This is a genomic window from Chryseobacterium sp. DT-167 (assembly GCF_058310155.1).
Genome location: NZ_JBZEEQ010000005.1, coordinates 20,161 through 45,304, shown reverse-complemented (window position 1 = coordinate 45,304; position 25,144 = coordinate 20,161). Strand labels below are relative to the sequence as shown.

At 33.1% G+C, this 25,144-nt stretch carries 23 protein-coding genes; 1 reads left to right on the top strand and 22 read right to left on the bottom strand.

Annotation, left to right across the window (positions count from 1 at the left end):
• Position 1 precedes the first annotated feature (1 nt).
• The 20 genes from AC4FQ5_RS08340 to glyA form a co-directional block, all read right to left on the bottom strand.
• Positions 2 to 985, bottom strand: coding sequence for a glycosyltransferase (locus AC4FQ5_RS08340; RefSeq protein ID WP_491142381.1), 984 nt, complete (start codon positions 983 to 985; stop codon positions 2 to 4).
• The gene (locus tag AC4FQ5_RS08335) at positions 976 to 1,887 is read right to left on the bottom strand and encodes a glycosyltransferase family 2 protein (protein WP_491142379.1); all 912 of its coding nucleotides are present in this window, start codon (positions 1,885 to 1,887) and stop codon (positions 976 to 978) included. The genes AC4FQ5_RS08340 and AC4FQ5_RS08335 overlap by 10 nt, the downstream gene beginning before the upstream one ends.
• A 1-nt stretch (position 1,888) precedes the next feature.
• Positions 1,889 to 2,548: a CatB-related O-acetyltransferase gene (locus AC4FQ5_RS08330; protein WP_491142378.1), complete on the bottom strand. Its 660-nt coding sequence runs from the start codon at positions 2,546 to 2,548 to the stop codon at positions 1,889 to 1,891.
• A 7-nt stretch (positions 2,549 to 2,555) separates the two neighbouring features.
• A complete protein-coding gene (locus tag AC4FQ5_RS08325) occupies positions 2,556 to 3,371 on the bottom strand; it encodes a glycosyltransferase (protein WP_491142376.1) in 816 nt (271 codons plus the stop codon).
• A gap of 52 nt (positions 3,372 to 3,423) precedes the next feature.
• A complete protein-coding gene (locus AC4FQ5_RS08320) occupies positions 3,424 to 4,905 on the bottom strand; it encodes an O-antigen translocase (RefSeq protein ID WP_491142373.1) in 1,482 nt (493 codons plus the stop codon).
• Complete coding sequence (locus AC4FQ5_RS08315; RefSeq protein WP_491142371.1) at positions 4,902 to 5,378, bottom strand: acyltransferase; 477 nt, start codon at positions 5,376 to 5,378, stop codon at positions 4,902 to 4,904. Before AC4FQ5_RS08315 ends, AC4FQ5_RS08320 begins: the two co-directional genes overlap by 4 nt.
• A gap of 103 nt (positions 5,379 to 5,481) precedes the next feature.
• On the bottom strand, positions 5,482 to 6,585 hold the full coding sequence (locus tag AC4FQ5_RS08310; protein ID WP_491142369.1) for a DegT/DnrJ/EryC1/StrS family aminotransferase: 1,104 nt from the start codon (positions 6,583 to 6,585) through the stop codon (positions 5,482 to 5,484).
• Positions 6,582 to 7,076 carry an acyltransferase gene (locus AC4FQ5_RS08305; RefSeq protein ID WP_491142368.1) on the bottom strand — a complete coding sequence of 165 codons (495 nt, stop codon included), beginning with the start codon at positions 7,074 to 7,076 and terminating at the stop codon, positions 6,582 to 6,584. The genes AC4FQ5_RS08310 and AC4FQ5_RS08305 overlap by 4 nt, the downstream gene beginning before the upstream one ends.
• Positions 7,069 to 7,488, bottom strand: coding sequence for a sugar 3,4-ketoisomerase (locus AC4FQ5_RS08300; protein WP_491142366.1), 420 nt, complete (start codon positions 7,486 to 7,488; stop codon positions 7,069 to 7,071). Before AC4FQ5_RS08300 ends, AC4FQ5_RS08305 begins: the two co-directional genes overlap by 8 nt.
• A complete protein-coding gene (locus AC4FQ5_RS08295; RefSeq protein WP_491142364.1) occupies positions 7,481 to 7,882 on the bottom strand; it encodes a sugar 3,4-ketoisomerase in 402 nt (133 codons plus the stop codon). The genes AC4FQ5_RS08300 and AC4FQ5_RS08295 overlap by 8 nt, the downstream gene beginning before the upstream one ends.
• 20 nt (positions 7,883 to 7,902) lie before the next feature.
• Entirely contained in the window at positions 7,903 to 8,895 is a 993-nt protein-coding gene (locus AC4FQ5_RS08290; RefSeq protein ID WP_491142362.1) for a mannose-1-phosphate guanylyltransferase, read from the bottom strand.
• Positions 8,892 to 9,236 carry a phosphomannose isomerase type II C-terminal cupin domain gene (locus AC4FQ5_RS08285; RefSeq protein ID WP_491142360.1) on the bottom strand — a complete coding sequence of 115 codons (345 nt, stop codon included), beginning with the start codon at positions 9,234 to 9,236 and terminating at the stop codon, positions 8,892 to 8,894. Before AC4FQ5_RS08285 ends, AC4FQ5_RS08290 begins: the two co-directional genes overlap by 4 nt.
• Before the next feature lie 68 nt (positions 9,237 to 9,304).
• Complete coding sequence (locus tag AC4FQ5_RS08280; RefSeq protein WP_491142358.1) at positions 9,305 to 10,657, bottom strand: nucleotide sugar dehydrogenase; 1,353 nt, start codon at positions 10,655 to 10,657, stop codon at positions 9,305 to 9,307.
• Positions 10,658 to 10,696: 39 nt separating this feature from the next.
• Positions 10,697 to 13,069, bottom strand: a complete 2,373-nt coding sequence (locus AC4FQ5_RS08275; RefSeq protein ID WP_491142356.1) for a GumC family protein — start codon at positions 13,067 to 13,069, stop codon at positions 10,697 to 10,699.
• 21 nt (positions 13,070 to 13,090) lie between these two features.
• Positions 13,091 to 13,918 (bottom strand): polysaccharide biosynthesis/export family protein, encoded by an 828-nt coding sequence (locus AC4FQ5_RS08270; RefSeq protein ID WP_491142354.1) that lies wholly within the window; start codon positions 13,916 to 13,918, stop codon positions 13,091 to 13,093.
• A 57-nt stretch (positions 13,919 to 13,975) separates the two neighbouring features.
• A complete protein-coding gene (locus AC4FQ5_RS08265) occupies positions 13,976 to 15,952 on the bottom strand; it encodes a polysaccharide biosynthesis protein (protein ID WP_491142353.1) in 1,977 nt (658 codons plus the stop codon).
• A gap of 310 nt (positions 15,953 to 16,262) precedes the next feature.
• Complete coding sequence (locus tag AC4FQ5_RS08260) at positions 16,263 to 16,496, bottom strand: hypothetical protein (protein WP_491142351.1); 234 nt, start codon at positions 16,494 to 16,496, stop codon at positions 16,263 to 16,265.
• 13 nt (positions 16,497 to 16,509) lie between these two features.
• On the bottom strand, positions 16,510 to 19,920 hold the full coding sequence (locus AC4FQ5_RS08255) for a DUF8693 domain-containing protein (protein ID WP_491142349.1): 3,411 nt from the start codon (positions 19,918 to 19,920) through the stop codon (positions 16,510 to 16,512).
• 72 nt (positions 19,921 to 19,992) lie between these two features.
• Complete coding sequence (locus AC4FQ5_RS08250; protein WP_491142347.1) at positions 19,993 to 20,460, bottom strand: regulatory protein RecX; 468 nt, start codon at positions 20,458 to 20,460, stop codon at positions 19,993 to 19,995.
• Positions 20,461 to 20,598: 138 nt separating this feature from the next.
• The gene (gene glyA, locus AC4FQ5_RS08245; protein ID WP_491142346.1) at positions 20,599 to 21,864 is read right to left on the bottom strand and encodes a serine hydroxymethyltransferase; all 1,266 of its coding nucleotides are present in this window, start codon (positions 21,862 to 21,864) and stop codon (positions 20,599 to 20,601) included.
• Positions 21,865 to 22,147: 283 nt separating this feature from the next.
• Here glyA and AC4FQ5_RS08240 point away from each other — a divergent pair, with 283 nt between their 5' ends.
• Positions 22,148 to 22,441 carry a hypothetical protein gene (locus AC4FQ5_RS08240; protein ID WP_491142344.1) on the top strand — a complete coding sequence of 98 codons (294 nt, stop codon included), beginning with the start codon at positions 22,148 to 22,150 and terminating at the stop codon, positions 22,439 to 22,441.
• Positions 22,442 to 22,554: 113 nt separating this feature from the next.
• Here AC4FQ5_RS08240 and AC4FQ5_RS08235 read toward each other — a convergent pair whose 3' ends face one another.
• Both AC4FQ5_RS08235 and AC4FQ5_RS08230 read right to left on the bottom strand, forming a co-directional pair.
• On the bottom strand, positions 22,555 to 23,751 hold the full coding sequence (locus tag AC4FQ5_RS08235; protein WP_491142342.1) for an efflux RND transporter periplasmic adaptor subunit: 1,197 nt from the start codon (positions 23,749 to 23,751) through the stop codon (positions 22,555 to 22,557).
• Between the two features lie 100 nt (positions 23,752 to 23,851).
• Positions 23,852 to 25,123 carry an ABC transporter permease gene (locus tag AC4FQ5_RS08230; RefSeq protein ID WP_491142340.1) on the bottom strand — a complete coding sequence of 424 codons (1,272 nt, stop codon included), beginning with the start codon at positions 25,121 to 25,123 and terminating at the stop codon, positions 23,852 to 23,854.
• Positions 25,124 to 25,144: the final 21 nt, after the last annotated feature.

Genomic DNA, 25,144 nt, shown 5'->3' with positions numbered 1-25,144 from the left:
ATTATTTTATTGGTCTTAACTGACTTAATTTTTCGAAAATAAAAGGACTAAAATTGGCGATTTTTGCTAATATTTTCCTTTCTAATGGCTGTCTAATTTTAAAAGGATATAGATTGTAAATTCCCATTTGCCTTTTAAAATCCTTTAGAAGTTGAATATTATTCATGGAAATTAATAATCTGTAATTGTAGAGTAAAATTGCCCCAGTAAAAGTATCAATATAATTGTTCAGTTTAGCATCGCTATGTTTGAGTGTGAAATCGTTTAAAGATTTTACTACAATTAAACTATCCATGATCCTTTTTCTTGTATTTTTATCATCTCGCATAATTGAATTATCACGTATCAGATAATTATATACTTTCACTGCGGAGAATTTTATTCTTTGAGAATTATAAATCATCTGCGGAGAAAATACAATATCTTCAAAGTAGATACCTTCAACAAAATATAAGTTATTTTTCAATAATAAATCTTTTTTGATCAGAAATGCCCAAACCATACAAGAATTTTTAAAGTTCTCTGTAAGGAAAACTCTCCCACTCATAATTTCTTCACTTAGTTCTTTCTTTTCATCTTCTTTAGGAAGTGGAAGCACATTACCTTTCATATCAACAAGTTGATGGTCAAACCATAATGCGTCTAAATTATTATCAAGTGCTTGATCTAATAATTTTTTAATCACATTAGGAAACAGATAATCGTCGCTATCTACAAACATAATATACTTACCCTGCGCTTTTGATATACCAACATTACGAGAAGCGCTGAGACCACTATTTTGCTGTATAACGTATTGAATATTATATGAGGGATTATTTACCATCCATTTCTCAACCACAGCAGAGGAATTATCAGTGCTCCCGTCGTTTATCAAGATAATTTCGTACTCATTGACAGGAATATTTTGCGAAACAACACTAAAAAGACATTTCTCCACAAAATTCTCAACATTATATATAGGAATGATAAAACTTAATAGCATTTAAAAGCATTTTTTATATAATTAACATTTTCTTTGAAAGTGTAATTTTTACTCAGAAACAGAAAAGGTAAAATTAACACATCGACGATCATATACAGCAAATATTTTTGTTTAAAATTTTTTTTAACATAATATATTTCGCTTTTATGAATAATATTTCTCAATTTATCCGATGTTACCGTTTTAGGTTTAGTCTCACCTACAGTTAAAATATCAGAATGAATGATTTTAGTACCGTTATATATATAATTTTTATAACCATTTTCGAAAAGCTTCATTGACAAATCAGTTTCTTCAAAATACATAAAATAATAAGGATCAAAACCACCCGTTTTCAGAAACAAATCTTTTTCAATAAAAAAATCTGCACCCATTACATAATCTACTTCAAAGTACTCCTGATCAAATTTCCAATAATTTTCTTCTTTTTCTCTTGGAAAAACAACATTGAAAAACGGTAAAAATCTCAGTTTATTTTTAATTATATACTTAACCGTGGGAAATTTACATCCAGCACCATTTACTTTATGTTTTATATCTAATAATATACAGCCTATGCTCCCAATTTTTAGTTTCTGGAAATTGTCCTGATAAAAATTCAGAATCTTTTTGGTTGCATTTTCTATAAAAGTTATATCTGAATTTACAAAAAACAAAAACTTACCTTTTGCCTCTTTCACAGCTAGATTATTAGCGTTCCCAAAGCCTATATTTTCTGCCAACTTAATTACTTTGACATCCGGATAGTTGCTTTCAACATGCTCTACTGAATCATCTTTTGAAGCATTGTCTACCACAATAATTTCATAAGAAATACCCTTAGTAAAATGAATAATTGTTTGCAGACAATTGGCTAACAATGCTCTAGTATTATAATTGATTATGATGATTGAAACATCCATCTTAAAAAATATTTTTTATTTTATTTGAAATTTCATGGTCAAAAGATTTGTAGAAGAGTTCTAATGTTTCTGAAGACAACTGTTCCACATTTATTTTTGATAATAACAACTGCATTCTTTCTGAAATCAATTCCTCGTTTATTCTAAATTTTATGAACTTGGCAGGATTACCACCAACTATAGAAAAAGGTTTTACACTCTTAGTAACTACACTTCCTGCTGCTATTACACACCCTTTTCCTAACGTCACTCCAGACATAATAGTTGCATTACTTCCTATCCAAACCTCATCCTCTACAACCACAGGACCTTTCGTCTGAGCATCTTCAACTGCGTATTTCGTATAAAATTGTGCTTTTATTGGGTAAGTTGTAAATGTATTTATTTGATGATTTCCTCCAAGTATAAAAACTACATTACTTGCTATAGATACAAAATCACCAATTATTAATTTCTCTTCAGGATTTTCAAAAGATTCTACATTCAGTAATCCGTATGAATAATTCCCAACGCTTATTAGCGACGGATTTTTCACCTTTGGTGAAAGAGTAGTCATATTGTGGCTATTGTCTAATCGCCACTGTACTTCTTTCGAAGTATTATTGTAATGGGTAATTATTTTATACCTGTAAGAATTTATAATTTTTAAAAACTTTAACATATCAAAATTATTTAAGTAATGATTTCATATCGATGTTAGGTGTTTTTACAAGTGTTCCGATAACACGTTTTATAAGTTTTAATTTTCTCAAAAAACCTGGGATTTTAAAAAATAATCTTTTATATGTTTTTAACACAGCGATTAAAAGTTCAGGGTTTTCACCCGATGTATTATTTTCATGAATCCTATATCTTGAAACAACTTTATCATAAAATAACAATTGCCTTTTTGCAGCTGTACTTAAATAGAAGTATAGGTCTTCAGCTTTTAAATCCTCGGGATATTTTCCTACTAATTTAAAAATATTAGCATCCATCATTACTACAGCTCCGGAAATAGAAAATTTAAATATGATTTCATTCAAAAGATCTTCTTCATTGATATATTTTGTTTTATCGGCTTTATGAAGATCTGACAACATACTTGTATAAATTATCTCGCCATCATTATCAATAACTTCAGCATCACAAAGAAGTACCATTTTTTCGCTATTCCTTAAAATATTCACTCTTTCCGAAATCGTATTGTTTACTAACAAATCATCACTTGCTAAAACAATAATATAATCTCCTTTAGCATTTTCTACTAGCTCATTTAAGGTTTTACATAAACCTTTATTATTTCTATTTATAAAATTAACCTTTTGCTCAGGATTATTTTTAACCCAATAATTGATAATTTCCACAGATTCATCTCTAGAACCATCATCTATAATTACAATTTCTTTATTTGGGTAAGTATCGTTTATAACTGAATCTAATGTTTCTTTTATAAATTCTGAATGATTATAAGATGGTATTATAATACTAACTAATGGTTTCATTTTTAATGATTTAGTATTAAATTTATTATTTAACTATAAATTTAAAATATTCTTACTTATTTTTTAATTTTAAAATTAATTCTTTTATATTAATAATTTTATTTATAAAATAAAATGAAAAAATACTTGCGATAATAATCATCATGCTACCCAAAGTATAAGATAAAATAATATTATTAATTAATTTAACGATACACAAAGCTAAAATGGCAATACTAATTTGTATAATAAATATTTTATAAAAAGAAGTATCAAAAGAAAAACTATAAAATTTTTTTGACACATAAAACATTTGTAAAGAATGTATGATGTAACCTATTAAAAAACTAATACCTAGCCCTTCTATTCCCCAATAATAAAAACCTACACAGTTTAAACATGTTAAGTAAAAATTCGCTATCAGCTCGCACCAAAAGAATAATTTAGTAGAACCTTTGGCCAAAACAATGAATCCCATTAGCCAAGAAGCTGTCTTGAAGAAAATTCCGATTACAGCATACTGCATCATTGTATTGATCGTTAAAAATTCTTTACTATACAAAATTATAAGCGCAACATTTATAAAGACTATAAACACAGTAAGTATAGGTCCTAATATCAACAATGCTACATTTCCCTGCTGATTAACAACTGAAATGTATTTAGAGTTGTCATTTATTGCTCCTGATAATCTTGGATAATAATCTGTAGCCATTGCAGTAAAAATGATTCCTACATACGAATTTATAATGCCAAAACCTGCATTATAAAAACCTACATCTTCCAAGCCTCCCACTTGACTTATAAATATTCTCACCAAATATGCACAACCAGTTGTAATTAATCCGCCTAAACTTAAAAAGAAACCTAATTTTAGCATTGACTTACCTTTGTCAAAAGCTTCTCTATTGGTAATAGCAACCAGCTTGATATCAATTTTACGATAAAAAAACTGTGTTATTATCAAGGTAGCACATGACATTATGATAATTGCCGGAACAATCCCTTTTGCTCCATACAAAAAATACAATGGTAATGTAATAATTAATGAAACAACAGAGCTAATCATATTAGCATAGGCAAGCCATTTTAATTGTCGTGTTCCTTGTAAAACTGCGTCTTTACCTAATGTCAACTGACTTATAAACAATGTAACTGATAGAAAAATAAATGACCAAGTGTATTGATAATTACCAAAAGTTAATTTAGATAGTAGAGGAGACAAAATTAAAGTTAATATCATCCCCAATATCCCGGTGAACCACACAAGTCTATTAACAATACTGGCTATTTCAACTAATTTATTATCATCCTTATTTTCATTAGCTGAAGCAATATCTTTAATACTGCTTGTCCCCAATCCAAAATTAGTCATAGATGACAAAAGGCTTATCGTAGAGGTGAAAAGACCAAAAACACCCATTCCTAAAGGACCTAGAAGTACAGCTATAAATTTAGCTCGTATTATAGAAATTAGAATATTAAATACCTGAACTCCTCCGAAAATAGATGTCGCTTTAAATATTTGACGATAAGAAGAGTTTTCTTTGCTCATATTTGCTTAATAATTTTTGCGGGGATACCGCCAATAATAACATTTTCCGGAAACTCTCCTATTACTAATGCTCCTGCAGCAATTATAGTATTTTTGCCAATAATAGTATCTTTTAAAATAGTAACATTATTTCCTATCCACACATTTTCACCTATTATAACCTTACCTATTTTGCCAATAACTCTTCTGGAATCCGGACTAATACCGTGAGCTTCATAATCCATAATAGAAACATTCTGCCCTATCAAGGTATGAGATCCTATCACGATTCTATTTAATGAACTTATAAAAACATTATTATTTGTATTTACATTATCTCCTATGATAATTTGGGAATTTACCAATCTTGGCTGCAATTCTACACTACCTCCATAGTGAAAGCCTCCCAATTTAAACCCGAATGAACATTTTTCCCCAACTTTAATACTTCCTAATCCTCTTATAAATGTTATTTGGTCAAAATGAGGAGTCATTTTAAAATCAATTTTAACCTTCGATCTTAGATTATGCAGTTTATAATATCTATAAAATCTGTAATGATTAATAATACCTAAATATGTTTTTATAAGAAATTTTTTAAACATATTTATTTAATGTATTATATATTAATTCCACCTCATTATCACTCATAACAGGACTTATTGGCAAACTCAAAACTTCGTTGTGGATTTGTTCTGTAATTTTAAAACTAAGATTATAATATTTCTTATATGCCTCTTGCTTGTGTGGCGGTATTGGATAATGAATTAGTGTTTGAATACTATTTTCTGTAAGATAATTTTGCAATTTTTCTCTAGACTGAGTTCTGATCACAAATAGATGCCAAACATGCTCATTTTCATTTTCTGGAATTAATGGGAGTGTAATATTTTCATTGTTTATTTCAGAGATATACTTTCCCGCTATTTCTCGTCTTCTGGCATTCTCCTTATCAATATATTTTAGTTTTACGTCCAAAACAGAAGCTTGTATTTCATCTAATCGAGAGTTTAAACCTTGATAAACATTAACATATTTTTGATTTGAACCATAATTTGCTAATATTCTTATTGTTTTTGCAAGCTCTTCATCATTTGTAGTAACTGCACCAGCATCACCTAAAGCTCCTAAATTTTTACCCGGATAAAAACTAAATCCTGCTGCATCGCCTAAATTCCCTGTTTTCAACCCATTCCATTCAGCTCCTATTGACTGAGCATTATCTTCAATAATTTTTAAATCATGTGTTTCTGCAATCGTCTTTAATTTCTCGGAAAAAACAGTTCTTCCATATAAATGGACGATCATAATTCCTTTAGTTTTTTCTGTAATCTTTTCTTCTATTTTTGAGATATCAATATTAAAGTCATTAATATTAGGTTCTACAAAAACTGGAACTAATCCGTTATCGGAAATAGCCAAAATAGAAGCTATATATGTATTGGCAGGAACAATAATTTCGTCACCTTTCTTCATAATATCTAACTCAATGTATGCTCTAAGAATTAATCTTAATGCATCTAAACCATTAGCTACGCCGATCGCATATTTTGCACCGATATATTTTGATAGATTTTCTTCAAAAATTTTCACTTCATTCCCTAAAAGATACCACCCTGAACGAAAAGTATTCAGAATTCTCTCTTCTATTTCCTGCTGATATGCAAGATTAATTTTTTGTAAATCAAGAAATTTTATCATATTATTTCTTTGTAAGTAATTTTTCCATTCTCATCAATAAATCCTTTTTGTTTTGCCGGATTTCCGAACCAAACAGTATTGGGAGGAACATCTTTTGTAATAACGCTTCCTGCACCGATTAATGCATTTTCTCCAATTATATTTCCTGCAACTATTGTTGCATTGGCTCCAATTGAAGCGCCTTTTTTTACCAGTGTTTTTGCAAATGCCGCCGGATATACTTTGGACCTTGGAATTAAATCATTTGTAAAAGTAACGTTCGGACCTATGAAAACGTTATCTTCTAGAGTGATACCATCCCAAATTTGAACCCCTGGTTTTATGGTTACATTATCTCCAATAACTACGTCATTTTCTATAAACACATGACAATTAATATTACAGTTATCACCAATAACCGCATCTTTCAATATTATACAAAATTGCCATATCATAGTGCTGTTGCCAATCTGTTCAGATTGAACATCAGCTAAAGGGTGAATTTTAGCCATTTTTTATTATATTTAAATACTCATCGTAATTTCTTATATAATCGGTTTCGTTATAAGTATGTGATGCCAGAACCAAACAAATTGCTCCAGAAGAAAAATTAATTTCTGAAGCCCATACTCCAGGAGGAATATGCAATCCTATATTAGGTCTGTTGAGAAATACCTGTCTTTTATAGTTTCCATCATCTAAACTTACTTCAAAACTACCACTTGCAGCGATGAGAAATTGATGGCATTCTTTATGCGCATGAGCTCCACGGCTTTCTCCTCCTGCTATATCATATAGATAAAATACTCTTTTAACATTAAATGGAAAATTTGAATTGTTTTCAACAACGGTTAAATTTCCTTCATCAAAATTAATTTTTCCTAAATCAATTACTGAACATTCAAAGACTGAAACTTTATCCATTTTTTAGAATTTTAAATTGTTCATAATCTCTGATATAGTCTGAATCATCATATGATCTGTCAGATACAATTAAAGCAAGTGAATTAGTAGAGAAATTCTCTAAACTTCTCCAATACATCTTTGGAATATACAATCCATCATATGAACGATTTAAAGAAAATCTTTGTTCTTTTACACCATCATTCAAAATTACATCAAAACTTCCGGAGAGTGCGATAATAAACTCCTGTTGTTCTTTAAAAGCATGACTTCCTCTTACTTCACCTCCCGGAACATCATAAATCCAGTAAGTTCTTGCAATTTCGAAGGGCAACTGATTTGGATATTCAAAAAAAGACAAGTTTCCACGTTTGTCTAAAATCTTTGGCAGATTGATTATTTGTGGTTCGGTCATATTTTTAACTCAATAATTAATTATCTTAATGTCGACTGATATTTTTCCAGTTGATTATATATTTTTTTTACATCCTGAGATTTTTCTTTTTGAAGAATAAGAATGGCATCGGAAGTATATATTAAAATACAATCTTTCATTCCTACAAAAGCTGTAAAAATATCCGTTCCGATGATCATGTTACCGTTTTCATCAACAAAATGTCCGTTTGATCTGAGATAATCATACAATGATTCAAAAGATCCCAAGTCATTCCATCTGAAATGGGCAGGTATCACTTTTATTTTTTTTGACCGTTCCATTACCGCATAATCTATGCTAATTGAAGGAACTCTCAATGATGAATCAGCATCTATTACATTATTGCTAGAAAGTTTCCAAGTTTCCAGACATCTGTCATAAACTTCAGGTTGATGATTTTTTAGCTCATCAAGTAAAACTCCTGCTTTAAAACAAAACATTCCAGAATTCCACAAAAAAGTTCCACGATCTAAAAATTCCTGTGCTGTTTCTGTATTCGGCTTTTCTCTAAACGACAAAACATCTTTTCCTTCATATTCAATATATCCATAGCCTGTTTCAGGTTTTGTAGGTACCACTCCAAAGGTGACCAAAAAATCTTTTTTAGCTAACTCAACAGCTTCTTTTATAGCTTTATCATAATTTCCCTGATTCTGTATGAGGTGATCTGAAGGGGTAATAATTAAAATATCTTCTGAATCAACCGCTAAAGCAGCAAATGCGATTGCTGCTGCAGTGTTTCGTGCCTGCGTTTCAGTAATAAATTTTTGTGGTAAATCTAGATCTCGTAAGAGCTTTTTACTAAGCTCAATATGCTCAGTATTTCCTACAACCATTATTTCGTTTACTTCTGAAGCATTACGCTCCGCTGTTAGCTCAAATAATGATTTACCTGAAAACAATTTGAGAAACTGTTTCGGATGTTGTTTCCGAGACAAAGGCCACAATCTGCTACCTATACCCCCTGATAAAATAACGTTATAAATTTTCATACGCGATTATAATCATCTTCAATTCTCACAATATCGTCTTCACCAAAATAAGTGCCGTATTGAACTTCAATGAATACAACAGGATCATTGGTCTTGTTTTCCATTCTGTGGTGTGCTCCCAAAGGAATCTGCGCTACCTCACCGGCTTTATATTCTTTAATAATGTTTCCTATTGTTATTGTTCCTACACCTGAAACTAATGTCCAAACTTCTGCTCGATGCTGATGGTATTGTAATGACAATCTCTGTCCCGGATAAACTAGAATCCTTTTTACTTTATGAGATTCAGCATCCTCTAACACCCAATATTCACCCCATGGTCTAACATCATGCTCTAACATAATTTTTATATTTTTTGGTTCGCAAAGATACTTACATTTTTGACAGGATTGATATTAAAAAAAATTCCTTAAAGTCTCTTATCAACCAAATTTCTTGATAAAACGCCTTTCACATCATAGATTACACCGTTCTTTTTTAAATAAGTAGTAAGGTCTAAATTTAAAAATTCCTTGTGTGATACCGTAAGAATAATCGCATCATATTTTTGATGCGCTTCGCTACCATCTGCAATGACATCAGCAAATTCAGAATAACTCTTAATATCAAATTCTTTCCTGACTTCAAGAGGATTAGCCAATGGGTCATACGTTGTCACATCACATCCATAATCTTCTAAATTTTGAACTACCTCTATTGCCTTTGAATTTCTAATATCAGGACAATTTTCTTTGAAAGTAATACCCAAATTCAAAATCTTTGCCCCCTTTACTTTAATGTCATTATTAATCATTAATTTAACAACCTGAGAAGCTACAAACGCTCCCATAGAGTCATTCAATCGTCTTGCAGCTAAAATAAGTTCTGAATAGTATCCGATCTCTTGAGCTTTCTGAGCCAAATAAAATGGATCTACACCAATACAGTGACCACCCACCAAACCTGGCTTAAAATTTAAAAAGTTCCACTTTGTGCCGGCAGCTTCTAATACATCATGGGTATCAATACCCATTAATGAAAATATCTTTGCCAACTCGTTCATAAATGCAATATTAAGATCTCGCTGAGAGTTCTCAATAACTTTTGAAGCTTCTGCAACTTTAATGGTTGGAGCCAGATGCGTTCCGGCAGCTATAACAGATTTATACAAATCATTTACAGCTTTTCCTATTTCAGGAGTAGATCCTGAAGTTACTTTTAATATCTTTTCTACAGTATGTTCTTTATCACCAGGATTGATACGTTCAGGAGAGTATCCTACAAAAAAATCTACATTAAATTTTAATCCTGATATTTTTTCCAAAACAGGAACACATTCTTCCTCAGTTACACCAGGATAAACTGTAGATTCATAAATAACAATATCATTCTTCTTCAGAACTCTGCCTACGGTTTCACTAGATAGGTATAAAGGGGTTAGATCAGGGCGTTTATGCTTGTCTATGGGTGTAGGAACAGTTACTATATAAACATTGGCATTTCGAATATTTTCAATATCAGTAGTGCAGAATAACTTCGTGGCACTTTCAGCTTCAGTTGCTGTATTATTAAAAACGTTATCAAATGGATTATAGTTAACTATCACTGATCGTAATAATTCTTCAGAAATTTCACAGGTGAAATCTTTGTAACTATTGAGTTCGTCAATACGTTTTTGACTAATATCAAAACCAACCACGGGATACTTAGTTGCAAAAAGTCTGGCAAGAGGTAAACCTACATAGCCCAAACCAATTACAGCAATTTTATATTGTATGTTCATTTTATTTCACAACCTATTCATTTCCGAAATTTTGACTATTTATTTTCTAAATATTCTTTGTAAAAGTGATTGATTTTGATCTGCGGTATATCCGTATCCGTATTTGTATCCATAGCCATAGCCACTGTTCATCTTGCTTACATCATTAAGAACCATACCTACATTTTTAATTTTTTTATCTTTTATCTGTTTGTTGATAAATTGCAAAAGTTCTTTTTCTGTATATCCAGATCTAGTAACATATACAGTTGCATCAGCTACATCTGCAATTAAGAATGAATCTGTTACCAACATCAAGGGTGCTGTATCCAAAATAATATAGTCGTAAACTGCTTTTAAGTCTTTTATTAACTCTTGATACCTTCCATTTGAAAGCAACTCAGTTGGGTTAGGTGTAATAGTACCAGAATAAATAACGTCACAATAAGGATTAAATGTAGTCTGATGAATAATTTCAGAGGCTTTCATCTCATCATCATACATAAATTCTGATAAACCTACCAATCCTCTTCTGCTTTCATTGTATCTTTGAAGTTGCGGATTACGAATATCCGAACCAATAATAACCACTTTTTTACGCGGTGTTGCCAGTGTCAATGCTAAATTTACAGATGTAAAAGTTTTACCTTCACCTTTTACTGTGGATGTTACAAAAATTACATGACCCTTTTTATTTTTAGGAAGCATGAAATTAATATTGGTGATTAAAATTCTAAATGCTTCAGCTAATGGTGAAAGATCATTTAATTGCACAATTTCAGGATCTCCCTTTTCTAAAGATGGTAGCTCACCTATCACAGTTGCGCCTTCAACTAATTTCTCTAAATCTTGTTTGGATTTTATTTTATTATTAAACAATTCAATTAAATAGATTATAGCAAAAGGAATTAATAATCCTACTACCAAGGCTCCCAAGTATATAATTTGAGTTTTTGGGGAAACAATACTTATAGTGAGAGCGTCATCAACAACTCTCGCCTTTGGAGCAGCAATAGCCAATGAAATGGCGGCCTCTTCCCTTTTCTGCAATAGCAGAAGATATAATTGCTCTTTAATATTCTGCTGTCTTTCTATGCTTCTAAAGAGTTTCTCTTGTATAGGAATCTTCGCAATTCGACCTGACAATCTATTTTGTTCCGACTGAATATTATTGATCGAAATCTGAAGGGCTGATCTGCTTTTTTGCAAACTCTGCAGCACCGAACTTTTTATACTGCTGATCTGTTTTGTTAAATCCTGCACCAAAGGATTTGAGTTTGTTGCATTTTGTAACAACCGCGCTCTCTCTAAAACAAGCTGATTGTACATCGCAATATTTGTATTAGAGTCTGAATCTGTAAGACCAACATTTAATGGCAAAACATCATAATTCCCTTGTCTACTATTAATATTACCTATTAAACCATTAATCAATTCAAGCTGTGATTCTGTTGCAATTTGTTGTTGACGTATTGTTGCAGAAGTTTCTAAAGATAATCCAGCCTCAGTCTCAATATCTGCAATATTATTCTGTACTTTAAAATCTTGTTTTTGAGATTCAACCTGTCCTAATTCTTTACCTATCAGATTAATTCTCTCGTCAATAAACGATGCTGTTTTTTGCGCCTCGGAATTTTTATCTATTATAGCTTCTCTATTGTAATTTACAGCTAACCTATCTAAGATGTGTTCTGCTTTTTCCGGCGATTTATGATTCAAACTTAATTTGATAACCGTAGAATTTTTCTCCACCAAACTTACTTTAAGATTAGCAAGTAATGATCTTGCCCTGTCCATAGAAGACATAAATTGAAGTCGGTAAGTTGATGATTTACCAGAATTTTTAAAACTTGGATTTCTCTGAAACATTACTATGCCAAATGGCATTGAGAATGATTTGTTGAATACCGTTTTGATGGGTCTATCAAAACTTTCAGATTCTAAAGTAATTTGATTTCCTTCTACTGTTGCAGAAACCTGTTTTACAGGATAGTTACCTTTAGGTCTTTCACTTATTACTCGTACAATAAATGGAGCTGTTTCTTTATAAAGTTCAGTGTCTTTAAGCTTACCTTTGGACAAAATATCTGTCTCTAAGCCAAGCTCTTTTACAACAGAAATCATTAATTTTTTCGACTTAAAGATTTCAATTTCATTATCTACTGAGTTGGTTCCCATTCCTGCTACACCACCAATTTCGGAAATCACTGACATATCGGGTTGACCCGAAGTTGATTTCTTCACTTCTTTAATCAATAATGTAGATTCTGTATTAAAGACAGGAACAGTATATCTCAGAAAAAACCAAGACGCTACTAAAGCTAAAAATGCTCCTAAAACAAAAAAATACCACCTGTGGAGATAAGGTTTTATAATTTCTCTTATATTGAGAGATTCTTCTTGAGTCTCATCTCGTTTCTGATTATAATCCACTATAAAATTGATTATGTAAAATTAATTTCTTGTTAATGCCAGAACACCTAATGCTATGGAAGCAATTATTGACGCTACAGAAATATAAAGGCCTGTATTTGGATCTACCCTTACAGACTTCTCTTTCACTGTATTTGGTTGCACATAAATCATATCATTCTGCTTTAAATAATAATATGGAGAATTAATAAATTGGGCACTTGTAATATCTATTCTTTGTTGAGTAAATTTTCCATCTACATTTCTAACAATTAAAATATTATTTCGCACACCAAAAGCCGTTAGATCTCCAGCTAAACCCAATGTCTGTAACAACGTCGTATTTCCATCAGGGATCACATAGGTTCCCGGTCTAGCCACCTCACCCAATACTGACACCTTAAAGTTGATTAATTTTACATCTATAACAGGGCTTTTTACATAAGTAGAAATTAAGTCAGCTAACTTCGCTTTAAAGGTTTCTACAGTTTCATCTTTGGTATTCACTATACCAATCTGGGGGAAGTCAATATTTCCATCAGTATCTATTGTATATATTGGTCCTGAAGCTGGAATTGGCTGAAATTGAGCATTCCCACTTGGTACAGAATATTGTACTGCTGTTGCTGAAGAAGAATAATTTTGATTAAAAGGTTTTACCACATCAAGATCTTTAGCAGATACTGTGATCACCAATTGATCGCCTGTTTGCAAAGTGCTTCTGCTATTTTTAATTGAGTTATCAAGAGCAATGTTCTCGATATCTTTCATGTAATTAATTTCCTGTCTTGGAGTACAAGAAAAGACTGCTAAACTTAAAGCACCGTATATGTAGTATTTTTTTAAAATCATTTTTAATATATTTTTCACAAAAATAGGATTATTATTTTAAACAAAATTTGTTTTTATTTCGTTATGTATTTTCTGTTATTCTTTATTTACAATGGCATAGATTTGTTTGCCACTGTCAGTTTTCACATCCAAACTTTCGTATTCAGAGTTATTACTTATAAATTCAGGGACGATTTTCTTAAGTAATGTTACCACCTGTATCTTATCCCTTTTTACCGCAGACTTGATAATCTGTTTGAATAATACCTCTATCTCTTCAAAATTAACAGTAGGATCTTTGGAAATCATAATTTTCTCATGATGTGTAGGAATTGTAGTAGCATCATTACTTAAAAGTTCCTCATACAATTTCTCGCCCGGTCGTAATCCTATAAACTTTATTTTAATTTCTTCATCAGGAGTAAAACCAGACAATTTAATCATTCGTTTTGCCAAATCTAAGATTTTAACTGGTTCCCCCATATCAAAAACATAAATTTCTCCCCCCGCTCCCATTGTTCCAGCCTGTAGTACCAATTCACAAGCTTCCGGAATTGTCATAAAATATCTGATGATGTCAGGATGCGTTATCGTAACCGGACCACCTTTTTCAATCTGCTTTTTAAAGTGCGGAATTACAGAACCATTTGAACCTAATACATTACCAAAACGGGTAGTGATAAATTTTGTAGTATTCCCTTCAGAATATTGTAATGACTGAACAAAAAGCTCGGCAGTTCTCTTTGAAGCTCCCATTACATTGGTAGGATTCACCGCTTTATCGGTAGAAACCATCACAAATCGGTTGACTCTGTATTTTTTGGAAAGCAATGCTACATTTCGGGTTCCCAATACATTTACAAAAATTGCTTCATGCGGATTTTCTTCTATCAAAGGAACGTGTTTGTAAGCAGCTGCATGATAAACCATAGAGAATTGATATGTTTCAAATAATTTCTCTAATCTGTAATTATTGGAGATATCAGCCAATACAAACTTAAAAATCTGCTCGGGAAATTTCTCACATAATTCTAATTCTAATTCATACAAGGGTGATTCTGCCTGATCAAGCACTACAATCAGTGAAGGCTTAAACTGAGAAACCTGTCTTACGATTTCGCTTCCGATCGAACCAGCTCCACCTGTCACTAAAACATTTTTTTCGGCATGCCTTACAATAACATCCTTATTTTCAATTTTAATAGGTCTCCTGTTTAATAAATCTTCTATCTGAAGCTGACGTATTCCTCCTACTAAATCCGAATCTCTCATTTTGCTCACCGTAGGAGCTTTTAAAACCTTCAAGCCATGGTCTAATGCTAAAGTCATCCATTCTTCAAGTTCATGCTTTGACATGATCTCTTTAATAATCAGAACCGCATCAAATTCTTTTATTAATTCCTTATTTTTGAAAAAACGCTCGCTGTTGTAAATTTTATGTCCCAACAGTAAAGCTTTGTGAGAATCTGAACGCTTGGTAAGAAAACCTTCCAGACGATAAGGATAGTTTGGATTATGTAAAATAGCTCTGGCTAAAGAAACAGAAGCATCTCCCACTCCTACAACAGCAATTCTTATTTTCGAAGGTGAGCCTTTGATATCAATCAGGACATTAAAAAACTGCTTTGTGACCATTCTGAAAAAAAACATAAGGGAAATTGACACAAAAAAGTAAAGGAATAAATTGGGATACAGATACAGAGGTTTTCCCAACCAAAACTCCGTTCCATAATTCAGTAATAAAAGTGTCAAAAGTGTACATCCTGAGGACAACAATATTTTGAAAAAATCAAAAAAAGTAGAATGCCTGATAATCCCCGCATAGGTTTTAAAGACAAACATAAAAAGGAGGTTCACAGATATTAATAAAATTCTTTCTTCCGTCAAGTATTCCGGAAAATTAACTTTTACCCTTAGTTTTTCGAGAAGAAGATAAGATAGTAAAATAGAAAAAAGGATGATAAAAAAATCAATAAGAATAACGATCCATCGGGGTATATATCGCAGCTCCGTAAGTTTCAAAATATTATCCCCATTGTATAAGGTAGTAAAAGCATCATGTAGCTTTTTCATTCAGCTTTTTTGGTATTTTATTATATTCTGCAAAGATAATCATATTTTTTGATTAAAAAACACTTATTGTCTACATTTCATTATTCATAGTAAACGAAATTCATAAATAACTGTATTATAATGCCATAGAAATATTTAATAAATATGCGTTACTTTATTAATAACATTCTTGTTTTCTTTGTACAAATAAATAACAATATTTTATGAAAAATTAGAAAGAGAGATTAAATAATTAAGAATTTTCTCCTCTATTCCACAAAAAAACCTCCGAGCAATTCGGAGGTTTTAAGATGTATGGTCAAATTAAAGATTATTCTGTTATCCTTTTTTTTCCATAGGTAAATGCTATTGCTAACCCTACTAATAAAAGAACCGGAACGTACTGATCAATTGGCGCAGGATTCGGATCTCCCGGACCTGCAGGAGCGTCTCCTTCTGCCATTGTTTCTGCTGACGGTTCATCATAGACAAACGGATTGTCTGACTGCTCTGCAAATGCAAGACCTGAAAGAACCAGCGAACACATTATTATTATTTTTTTCATGATTTCAAATCTATTAATTAACTACTTTTTTAGAATATTCTTTTCCTGCTGACTTCGCCTTGATGATATACCATCCTTTCAAACCTAGCTTGATACGCACCAATTTGGATTTACTGTCAAAATTCTGCACTTTTCTGCCCGCAGCATCGAATACTTCAATATTTTCAATATTTTTATTATTTCTTACAAAGAAATCCTCGCCGTCTCTGTAAATTTCAAAAGCATCTTTTTCTAACTCAGCTGTTGCCAACACATTTAGCTTATAAACAATTTCGAATCTATCCGTGAATTCTCCTGCATTAGCTGTAAATGAATACGCATGTGTTTGAAGATTTGTATATGTTCCTGTAGATTTGTCATGCAGATAAATTGCCTGTCCGTTTGTAAACACCCCTTCTTTATGAGATAAAGAAACTGTGAAATTTCCATTTTCAAAATGTTTAGCACCCAATGGAACTACATCATTGATACTAAATGGAGCTCTTCCCTGGATAATTACTTTCTCAGCACCCGCCAATGAGTAGAATGCATCTGAACCTACACCCATAGCTTTTGAATCATAAATATCGTAAGCATTTGATGCATTTTGACCATACGTAACAGCTTGTGTAACTGTATTTCCGTAAGAAGTTGTCAGTTTAATCCAGAATTTACCTGCATTTGCATCTACATTCTTGTTTAATGTAACACCAGCAGCAGAAGCACGCATTGCATTTGTAAATGAAATCTGACCTGCATCAAGCGCTCTTACAATAAAGCCCTGACCAATTTTTGCTATACTTCCTAATCCATTAAGAGTGGCTGAGTTATAAGATTGTGTGCCTGGAGCTTCAGTCCACGTTCCTGATGCAGCATTGATGGTTGCGTATCCAACATTGGTTGCTGTACTTCCGGTTTGTGTTGTCACGTTTCCTGTTGTATTATCCCAGAACCATAGTGTAGATTCTATTCCTACAGTATTTGCATTATAGAAAGCTGTAAGATCTAAATTTGACGGATAGGGATTTCCTATTAAATTAAAGTTATTTAAACCTCCTGGAGTTCCTGCTAATGAAACATTTACGATTCCATTGTTTGGTGCTTTATTTGTACCTCCAAAAAGCACACCTGCGTTTGCCTGAGGAACTTTTACCGAATATCCTTTTCCTGAATTAGCGACAAAGTTGCTATCTGTATTTGTTACAAGATCATAAAAATTTGATGTTGTGTTATATGTCATGACATACGTTGGAGCCAATGTTGAAGAACCTGAAGAATAAGCCGTAAAGATGTTTTGATCTACAACCGGTGATGACCAGAATACATATTTATTTATAGCACTTGCACTGTTTCTATTTGTAACGAAAGAAGATCCAGTTCCCGCTGTGTAAGTACTACCAACTATCTGAATGAAGTTCCCTCCGTCATTTACGATAATATTACCGTTGTTGGTTGTGTTTCCTGTAGTGAAAGTTTCTCCGGAGTTTACCGTAAGTGTATTGTTTGCATTTACTGTGATTGACTGTGCAGTAAATCCTGTTCCTGCATAAGGACCGTTTATTACAACCGGCTGCGTAGCAACGGGAGTGCCATCTGACCATACTGAACCGTTCCATGTATTTGCAGAATAAGAAGTAATATAAATATCATCAATATTCAATCTACCTCCGGATGTATTTTTCTCAATTCTCAGTCTTACATTTCCACCTAAATTAACAGTAATTTCTTCTGTTGTCAAAGCAGTAGAGGTGGTGTTTATTGTAGAACTTGTAAAAGCCGTCCATGTAGTTCCACCATCTGTTGACGCTTTTAAAACCCAAGAACTATTGGTGTCTGTGCCATATTTTGCATGACTTACCGTTACTTTACCCACTCCAGAGGTAATATCAAAATTGGTTTGTAAGAAACCTGTATTCTGAATTCTTACGGATTGAGAACCATTTTTTCTATCACTTGCAGAAGTACCCAATAATGCATTATCTAAGTTCCACGAACCCGCCGTAGACGTTACATTTCCTGCTGCATAGCCAGTTTTTGTCCCTAATTCGAAGTCTTCCCACGGTGTAACCGGCACAGCCGTTACCGTTACTGTAAAAATTGCACTGTATGCATTGTAATTTGAATCTCCTATATTTTCTGCCGTAATTGTCGCAGAACCTATCCCTGGGAAACTTAGCGTATTTCCAGAAACAGAAGCAACCGAAGCATCACTGCTTGAATAATTAATTAAGATACCTTGCGCCGTAGTGGCAGGAAGCGTTGTATTCGGATCATTCACAACAGCCGTAACATTATTTAAAACAACAGTCTGATTACCTTTTGCAATCGTCAGCGTAATCGTTGCCGCCGCTGAAGTACCGGCAGTGTTTGTAGCCGTCACATCAGCAGTAAAGGTTCCTGCAACTGTTGGTGTACCGGTAATCGCCCCTGTTGTTGTATTTAAATTCAGACCTGCAGGCAAAGTTGTTCCATTTGCCAAAGCATAAGAAACAGGTGCCTGAGTAGCTTGTATGTTTTCTGAAAAAGCTACTCCTACATTTCCTGTAAAGGAAGACGCCGTTACTACTGGAATTGCCACAACATTTCCATCTACCGCAACAGTTGCAGCAGCGGCAACACCACCACCTGAAATTGTAATATTTCCGGAATAAGCCCCTAAAGCCAATCCTGATTTTAATCTTGCGTATACATTTTGTGATGTAAATGTACCGGCTGAATAAGAAATAGTCTTTGTGTCTGCAAAATCATTTCCGCCAGTAAGCGAAACTTCATAATTCGCAGGTGCAGTAACAGTAACCGCTGTATTATCTAAATTACTCCCTGAAACTGAAACCGATTGACTTGCGGAAGGACCATTACCTTCTACATACGAGAAATTAGCAAATGCTCCTGTTGAAGAAAAACTCGGGGTCGCTGCTGATTCATAAGTAATTACAATAGAAGTAATATAGCCCGCATTCGCACCTTTTTTTAAAGCAAAAAAAGTATAGTTATTTGCTGATAAATCTGCAGATGTCCAAGTTGTACCTGTAACCGATCCTGCAGATGTGCCATCCGTTACCGTGTAATTACCTGTAGTAGCGTTTACAAGTCTTGATGTACCTCCAGATAAAGTAAAAGCTGTCGAGGAATTTTGAACTACTTGAATCGTTTTAATTCTACCAGGAATTGCTGTTGTATTATATATTACTCCATTATTTGCCTGAGCTTGTATCGCTCCTGCATTTGGACTTACAGCACTTGTTATAGCTTTACCACCAAAACTTACGCCGGTTTGCGTCCAAGTTCTCTCAGCTCCGCTGGCATAAGCGTTAGTACCAAGATTTGTTGATCCTCCTGCTGAAGTCAAATTTATTGTAATAGTCTGCCCCCATCCCCAGACTGATAATAGCACCATCAAAAATGCCATAGACATCTTCAATAATTTTTGTAGTTTTAAATTCATATAATTTTATTTTCTGAGGACAAAACTATAAATTTTCCGCAAAAAACACCTGAACTTAAAATTACATAAATGTTAATTATCAATCACTTGCAAAATATTCTCATATTCAAAGCCTCTGCTTAAAAGATATTTAATAGTTTTTGATTTTTTTTGATACACCTGCAAACCTTTCTGTTTTGAAAAATGATTTTCGTACAGTTTTTTGATTATCTTTAAATAATCATCATCATCAATTTCATCAAAACTCTTAGTAATCAATTTCTCAGTAATCCCTTTTTGCTTGAGGTGCATTTTAATTTTGTTTTTTCCCCATTGTTTTATGTTAAATTTTCCGCGAATATAGCTTCTTGTGAACCTTTCTTCGTTCAAATAATTTTCTTTCATTAAATACAAAAGAATTTCTTCCTTCGCTTCAGGAATTAAAACAAATTCTCTCATTTTCTGTTCTACTTCTGCATGACATCGATCCTGATACACACAATAGTTAACGAGTTTTTGTTTGATTTCGTCAAAAGTAAAAAGTTTTTTTTCTGGCTGCATTTTTAATGAGTAATGAGTAATGAGTAATGAGTAATTAAAATTACAATTTATCAAAAAGAGGCACAAAATATTTTGCACCTCTTTTTTTATGTTGATGAAATGAAAAATTTCATCTCATTATTATTTATACAAAGCAAATTAGTAATTGAATAAAGCTTTTCCCTCCATCAATCCGTTTACTTTCTTTCTAACTTCAGCTATTGTTTCTTCGTTTTTGATATTGTCAACCACTTCAGAAATTAAGCCTGCAATTGTTTCCATATCGTTTTCTTTAAGACCTCTCGTGGTAATTGCTGCAGTTCCCAATCTGATTCCGGAAGTTGTGAACGGAGATTTATCATCAAAAGGAACCATATTTTTATTACAGGTAATATCAGCTTTTACCAAAGCTTTTTCGGTTTCTTTTCCGTTTACACCTTTATTTCTAAGGTCAACCAACATCAGGTGATTGTCTGTTCCTCCACTTACGATATCAAATCCGTTGCTGATCATTGCTTTTGATAACGCCTGTGCATTTGATTTCACCTGTTTTGCATAGGTTAAAAACTGATCATCAATTGCCTCTGCGAATGCTACTGCTTTTGCGCCGATCACATGCTCTAATGGACCTCCCTGAATTCCAGGGAAAACAGCTCCGTCAAGAACCTGACTCATCTGCTTGATTTCTCCTTTCGGAGTTTTGTGACCGTATGTATTTTCAAAATCTTTACCCATCATGATCATTCCTCCTCGCGGACCTCTCAAAGTCTTGTGAGTTGTTGTCGTTACAACATGACAATGCTCAAATGGATTATTTAAAAGTCCTTTAGCCACCAAACCTGCAGGATGTGCAATATCTGCCCAAAGTGTAGCTCCTATTTCGTCTGCAACCTCTCTGAATTTTGCATAATCTAAATCTCTTGAGTAAGCTGAGAAACCGGCAATTAACATTTTCGGTTTTTCTCTCAATGCCACTTCTCTCATCTGATCATAATCGATCAAACCTGTTTCCTGCTGCACTCCGTAAGAAACTACATCATACTGAATCCCTGAGAAATTCACCGCAGAGCCATGCGTAAGGTGACCTCCCATCGAAAGATCCATTCCCATGATTTTATCGCCCGGTTTTAAAACCGCTAAATAAATCGCAGCATTTGCCTGAGAACCTGAATGAGGCTGAACATTTACATAATCAACACCGAAAAGCTGCTTTGCTCTTTCAATCGCCAAAGTTTCGACCTCATCCACCACTTCACAACCTCCGTAATATCTTTTCCCGGGATATCCTTCTGCATATTTGTTTGTAAGCACACTTCCCATTGCCTTCATTACATTTTCAGAAACAAAGTTTTCTGATGCAATGAGCTCTAATCCGTGGGATTGTCTTTCTCTTTCTTTTTCGATAAGGTCAAAAATAATGTCCATTTACTTGTAGATTTTTAGATTTTGAATGCCAAAATTACGGAATTTCAGAGAATTATTTGTTATCAATCAGTCCATTAATTTACAATTGATTAATCATTCAGCATTTTTATAGAAATTTGTTTAAACTTTCTTTTATCAAAGCTTGATAAAGGAAATTTCATAAAATTCGTTAAGATTAATTTTTATAGAATTTAGGGAATAAATTTTGATTAATTTTAATAAAGTTTGTTAATAAAAAATATATATTTGAACAAATCTTAAAAAGGAAAAAATAGTCTGAATTATGGGAAAGAAAAAATACAAAAAACAATTGCTTACTTCTTTAAAATCTCTTGGTAAATCTGAATATTTAATCCTTAAAAGCATGACTAATCTTATGATAGAGAGGGAATTGAAGAAAAACAATATCACGTTCAAAGATGGTGACACATTCAGTTTCAAGGATAATATTTTTGATTACAGCGAAGATAAAAACGTAAGAAAATTAGCCAAACTTCGCCGACAAATGTTGAAAACAATGAATAAACTGGTGGTAAAAAATAAATTTAGAGATAAAGAAATTAAATTTCTGAGCTAATTCAAAGCTTAAAATCTTGAAATCTGCCAAACAGAAAATTTCTTTAAAATCAAGTGTAAGAAAACAACAAAGTCCCGAATGTTCCGGGACTTTAGTATTTATATAAAGACAAACTATTTCTTAGCTTTTTCTTTTAGTTCTTCCTTATCTTTATCAGACGGATTCCAGACTTTAACTTCTGCATTTTTGTCAATTCCTGAAAGAATCTGTACGTTGATACCATCACTTGCACCCAATTTTACATACACTTTCTTAAATTTTCCGTCCGGCTGTTTTACCTCAACAAAAGCTTTGTCTTTTCCGTTTCTTTTTTCATACTGAACCAAAGATTCATCCAGCAACAAAGCGTTTTTCTGAGAACTCATGACAATTTCTCCGTTGGCTGAAAATCCTGCTCTGATGTATTCGTTATTCGGATTATGAACGTCACCTTCAACGGGGAATTTGATTGTTCCGTTGTTGTCTTTTCCTTTTGGAGCGATCATTGTCAGTTTCCCGGGAAACGATTTATTCTGTAAAGCACCGATGACGATGTTCATATCCATTCCCTGCTTCAGTTTTCCGGCTTGTGCTTCGTCAATTTCACCCTGAAAAATCAGTGAATTCAAATCTGCAATCGAACAAATAGTCGTCCCTGCGTTGAATGAGTTGGCTTCAATGACCTGACTTCCTACTTTTACCGGAACTTCAAGAACAGTTCCGGCTGCCTTTGAACGAATCTGAGTGGTTGCCAAACCTTGTAATTCCGGTGTTGCTCCCGTTTTTACGATCTGTAATCTTTTTTGTGCAGTCTGAAGCTGTTGGTTTGCATTTTTCAGACCTTGTTGCTGAGAATATAATTGCTGCTGAGAGTTTAAATATTCCTGCTTTGAAATCACGCCCTGACTGAATAGTTTCTGTTGCATCGCAAACTGCTTCTGCATATTGTCAACATTCATTTTGGCATTGCTGATCTGAAGCTGAGAATTCAAAACTTCCTGCTGAGCGTTGTTTACTTCAGCAATATTAGGGATGATTTTAACCGTTGCAATCAATTGTCCTGCTTCTACACGGTCTCCTTCATCAACCAGGATTTTATCAATAATTCCTGCAATATTCGGTTTGATTTCAATTTCTTCTTTCGGAATGATTTTTCCTGTTGCCATCACTTTATCATCCATATTCTGCACGGTAGGTTTTCTGGTAAGAAACGCTTCACTTTCTTTAGAATTTGATTTCACAAGATAACTGATTCCTGCAAATAATGCCCATGCCAATAAAAGTCCCAAGACGATATAGATAGCTTTTTTCCAGGTGAACTTCTTTTTCATATGTATAGTTTATTTTTTATTTAAATTTATTATTTAAGAATTAAAAAATTGAGAGATTGTATGATTCAAAAGACTCTCGCAATTCATTATTTTATATCATTTATTCGCTTCTTAATGCTTCAATAGGTCTTATTTTTACTGCTCTCTGAGCCGGAATCATCCCGATAATTAAACCTAAAATCACCATCACCGACATTGCGGCAAATACATTGGTATAATTGACCGTCGGATTATAAAACGGAAACTCATCCTGATTTTGAGTCAGTGAATTAAATATCATTAAGACAAAAATCCCAAGAATAAAGCCCAATATGCCCGAGCTGAGTGTGATGACCACACTTTCGAGTAAAATCTGATTTCTCACTTCTGCGGGTTTTGCGCCTAAAGCTCTCCGAATACCGATTTCTTTGGTTCTTTCTTTTACGGTAATCAATAAAATATTTGATATAGCAATTACCCCTGCCAAAATCGTCAGAGTTCCTACGATGATGGTTAAAAGCTGCATCCCGGTTAAAAATCCGGTAAGTTTTTTAAATTCTTTCCCTAAATTAAAACTTCCAAAAGCGTTTGTATCTTCAGGCGAAACCTGATTTTTGGCTTTCAGTTCTGTTTTTACTCTTTCCTCGACACTATTTACATCAACATTGGGTTTGCTTACGATTGCAAACATATCAATCTGTTCCCCTGCATTATACATTTTCGTATAAGTAGAAAGCGGAATAAAAACAGTACGGTCATTTTCAAAACCACCGCCTTTTCTCACTCTGAAAACTCCGATTACATTAAAGAAAAGCCCCTTTACATTAATTGATTTTCCCAGCGGATTTTCTTTCTTTTTTGAGTCGAAAAAGTTGTTGTAAACTTCTTCACCAATTACTGCTACACTTTTGTTTCCGGAAACATCCGCATCATTAATATATCTTCCGAAAATCAACTTCTTTTCTGAAATTTTATTTCCGATCGGATAATCTCCCGTTAAAGAATAGGTGGCGTTTTTGCCATTTCTTGACATCGATTCGCCTGGCGTTCCTGTGAAACTTCCTCTTGAGTTCTGTGGCGAAATATAATCGATGTCTGATATTTTTCTTTTTAAAACCTCAACATCAGATAATTTCAGATTCACATCTCTTCCTTTTGGAAAACCTTCATACGGAATCGAAGTATTCTGTGCCCAAAGAAAAATAGAATTGGTCGCAAAACCTGAAAATAATTTATCAAAACCATTCTCCATTCCTTTTGCTGAGCCCAGCAAAACCACGTACAGAAACATTCCCCAACCCACACCGATCATGGTAAGAAATGTGCGGAGTTTATTATTTTTTAACGAATAATAAATCTCCTGCCAAGTATCTTTTTTAAATAAAATATTCATTTTTATCAGTTATGAGTTATA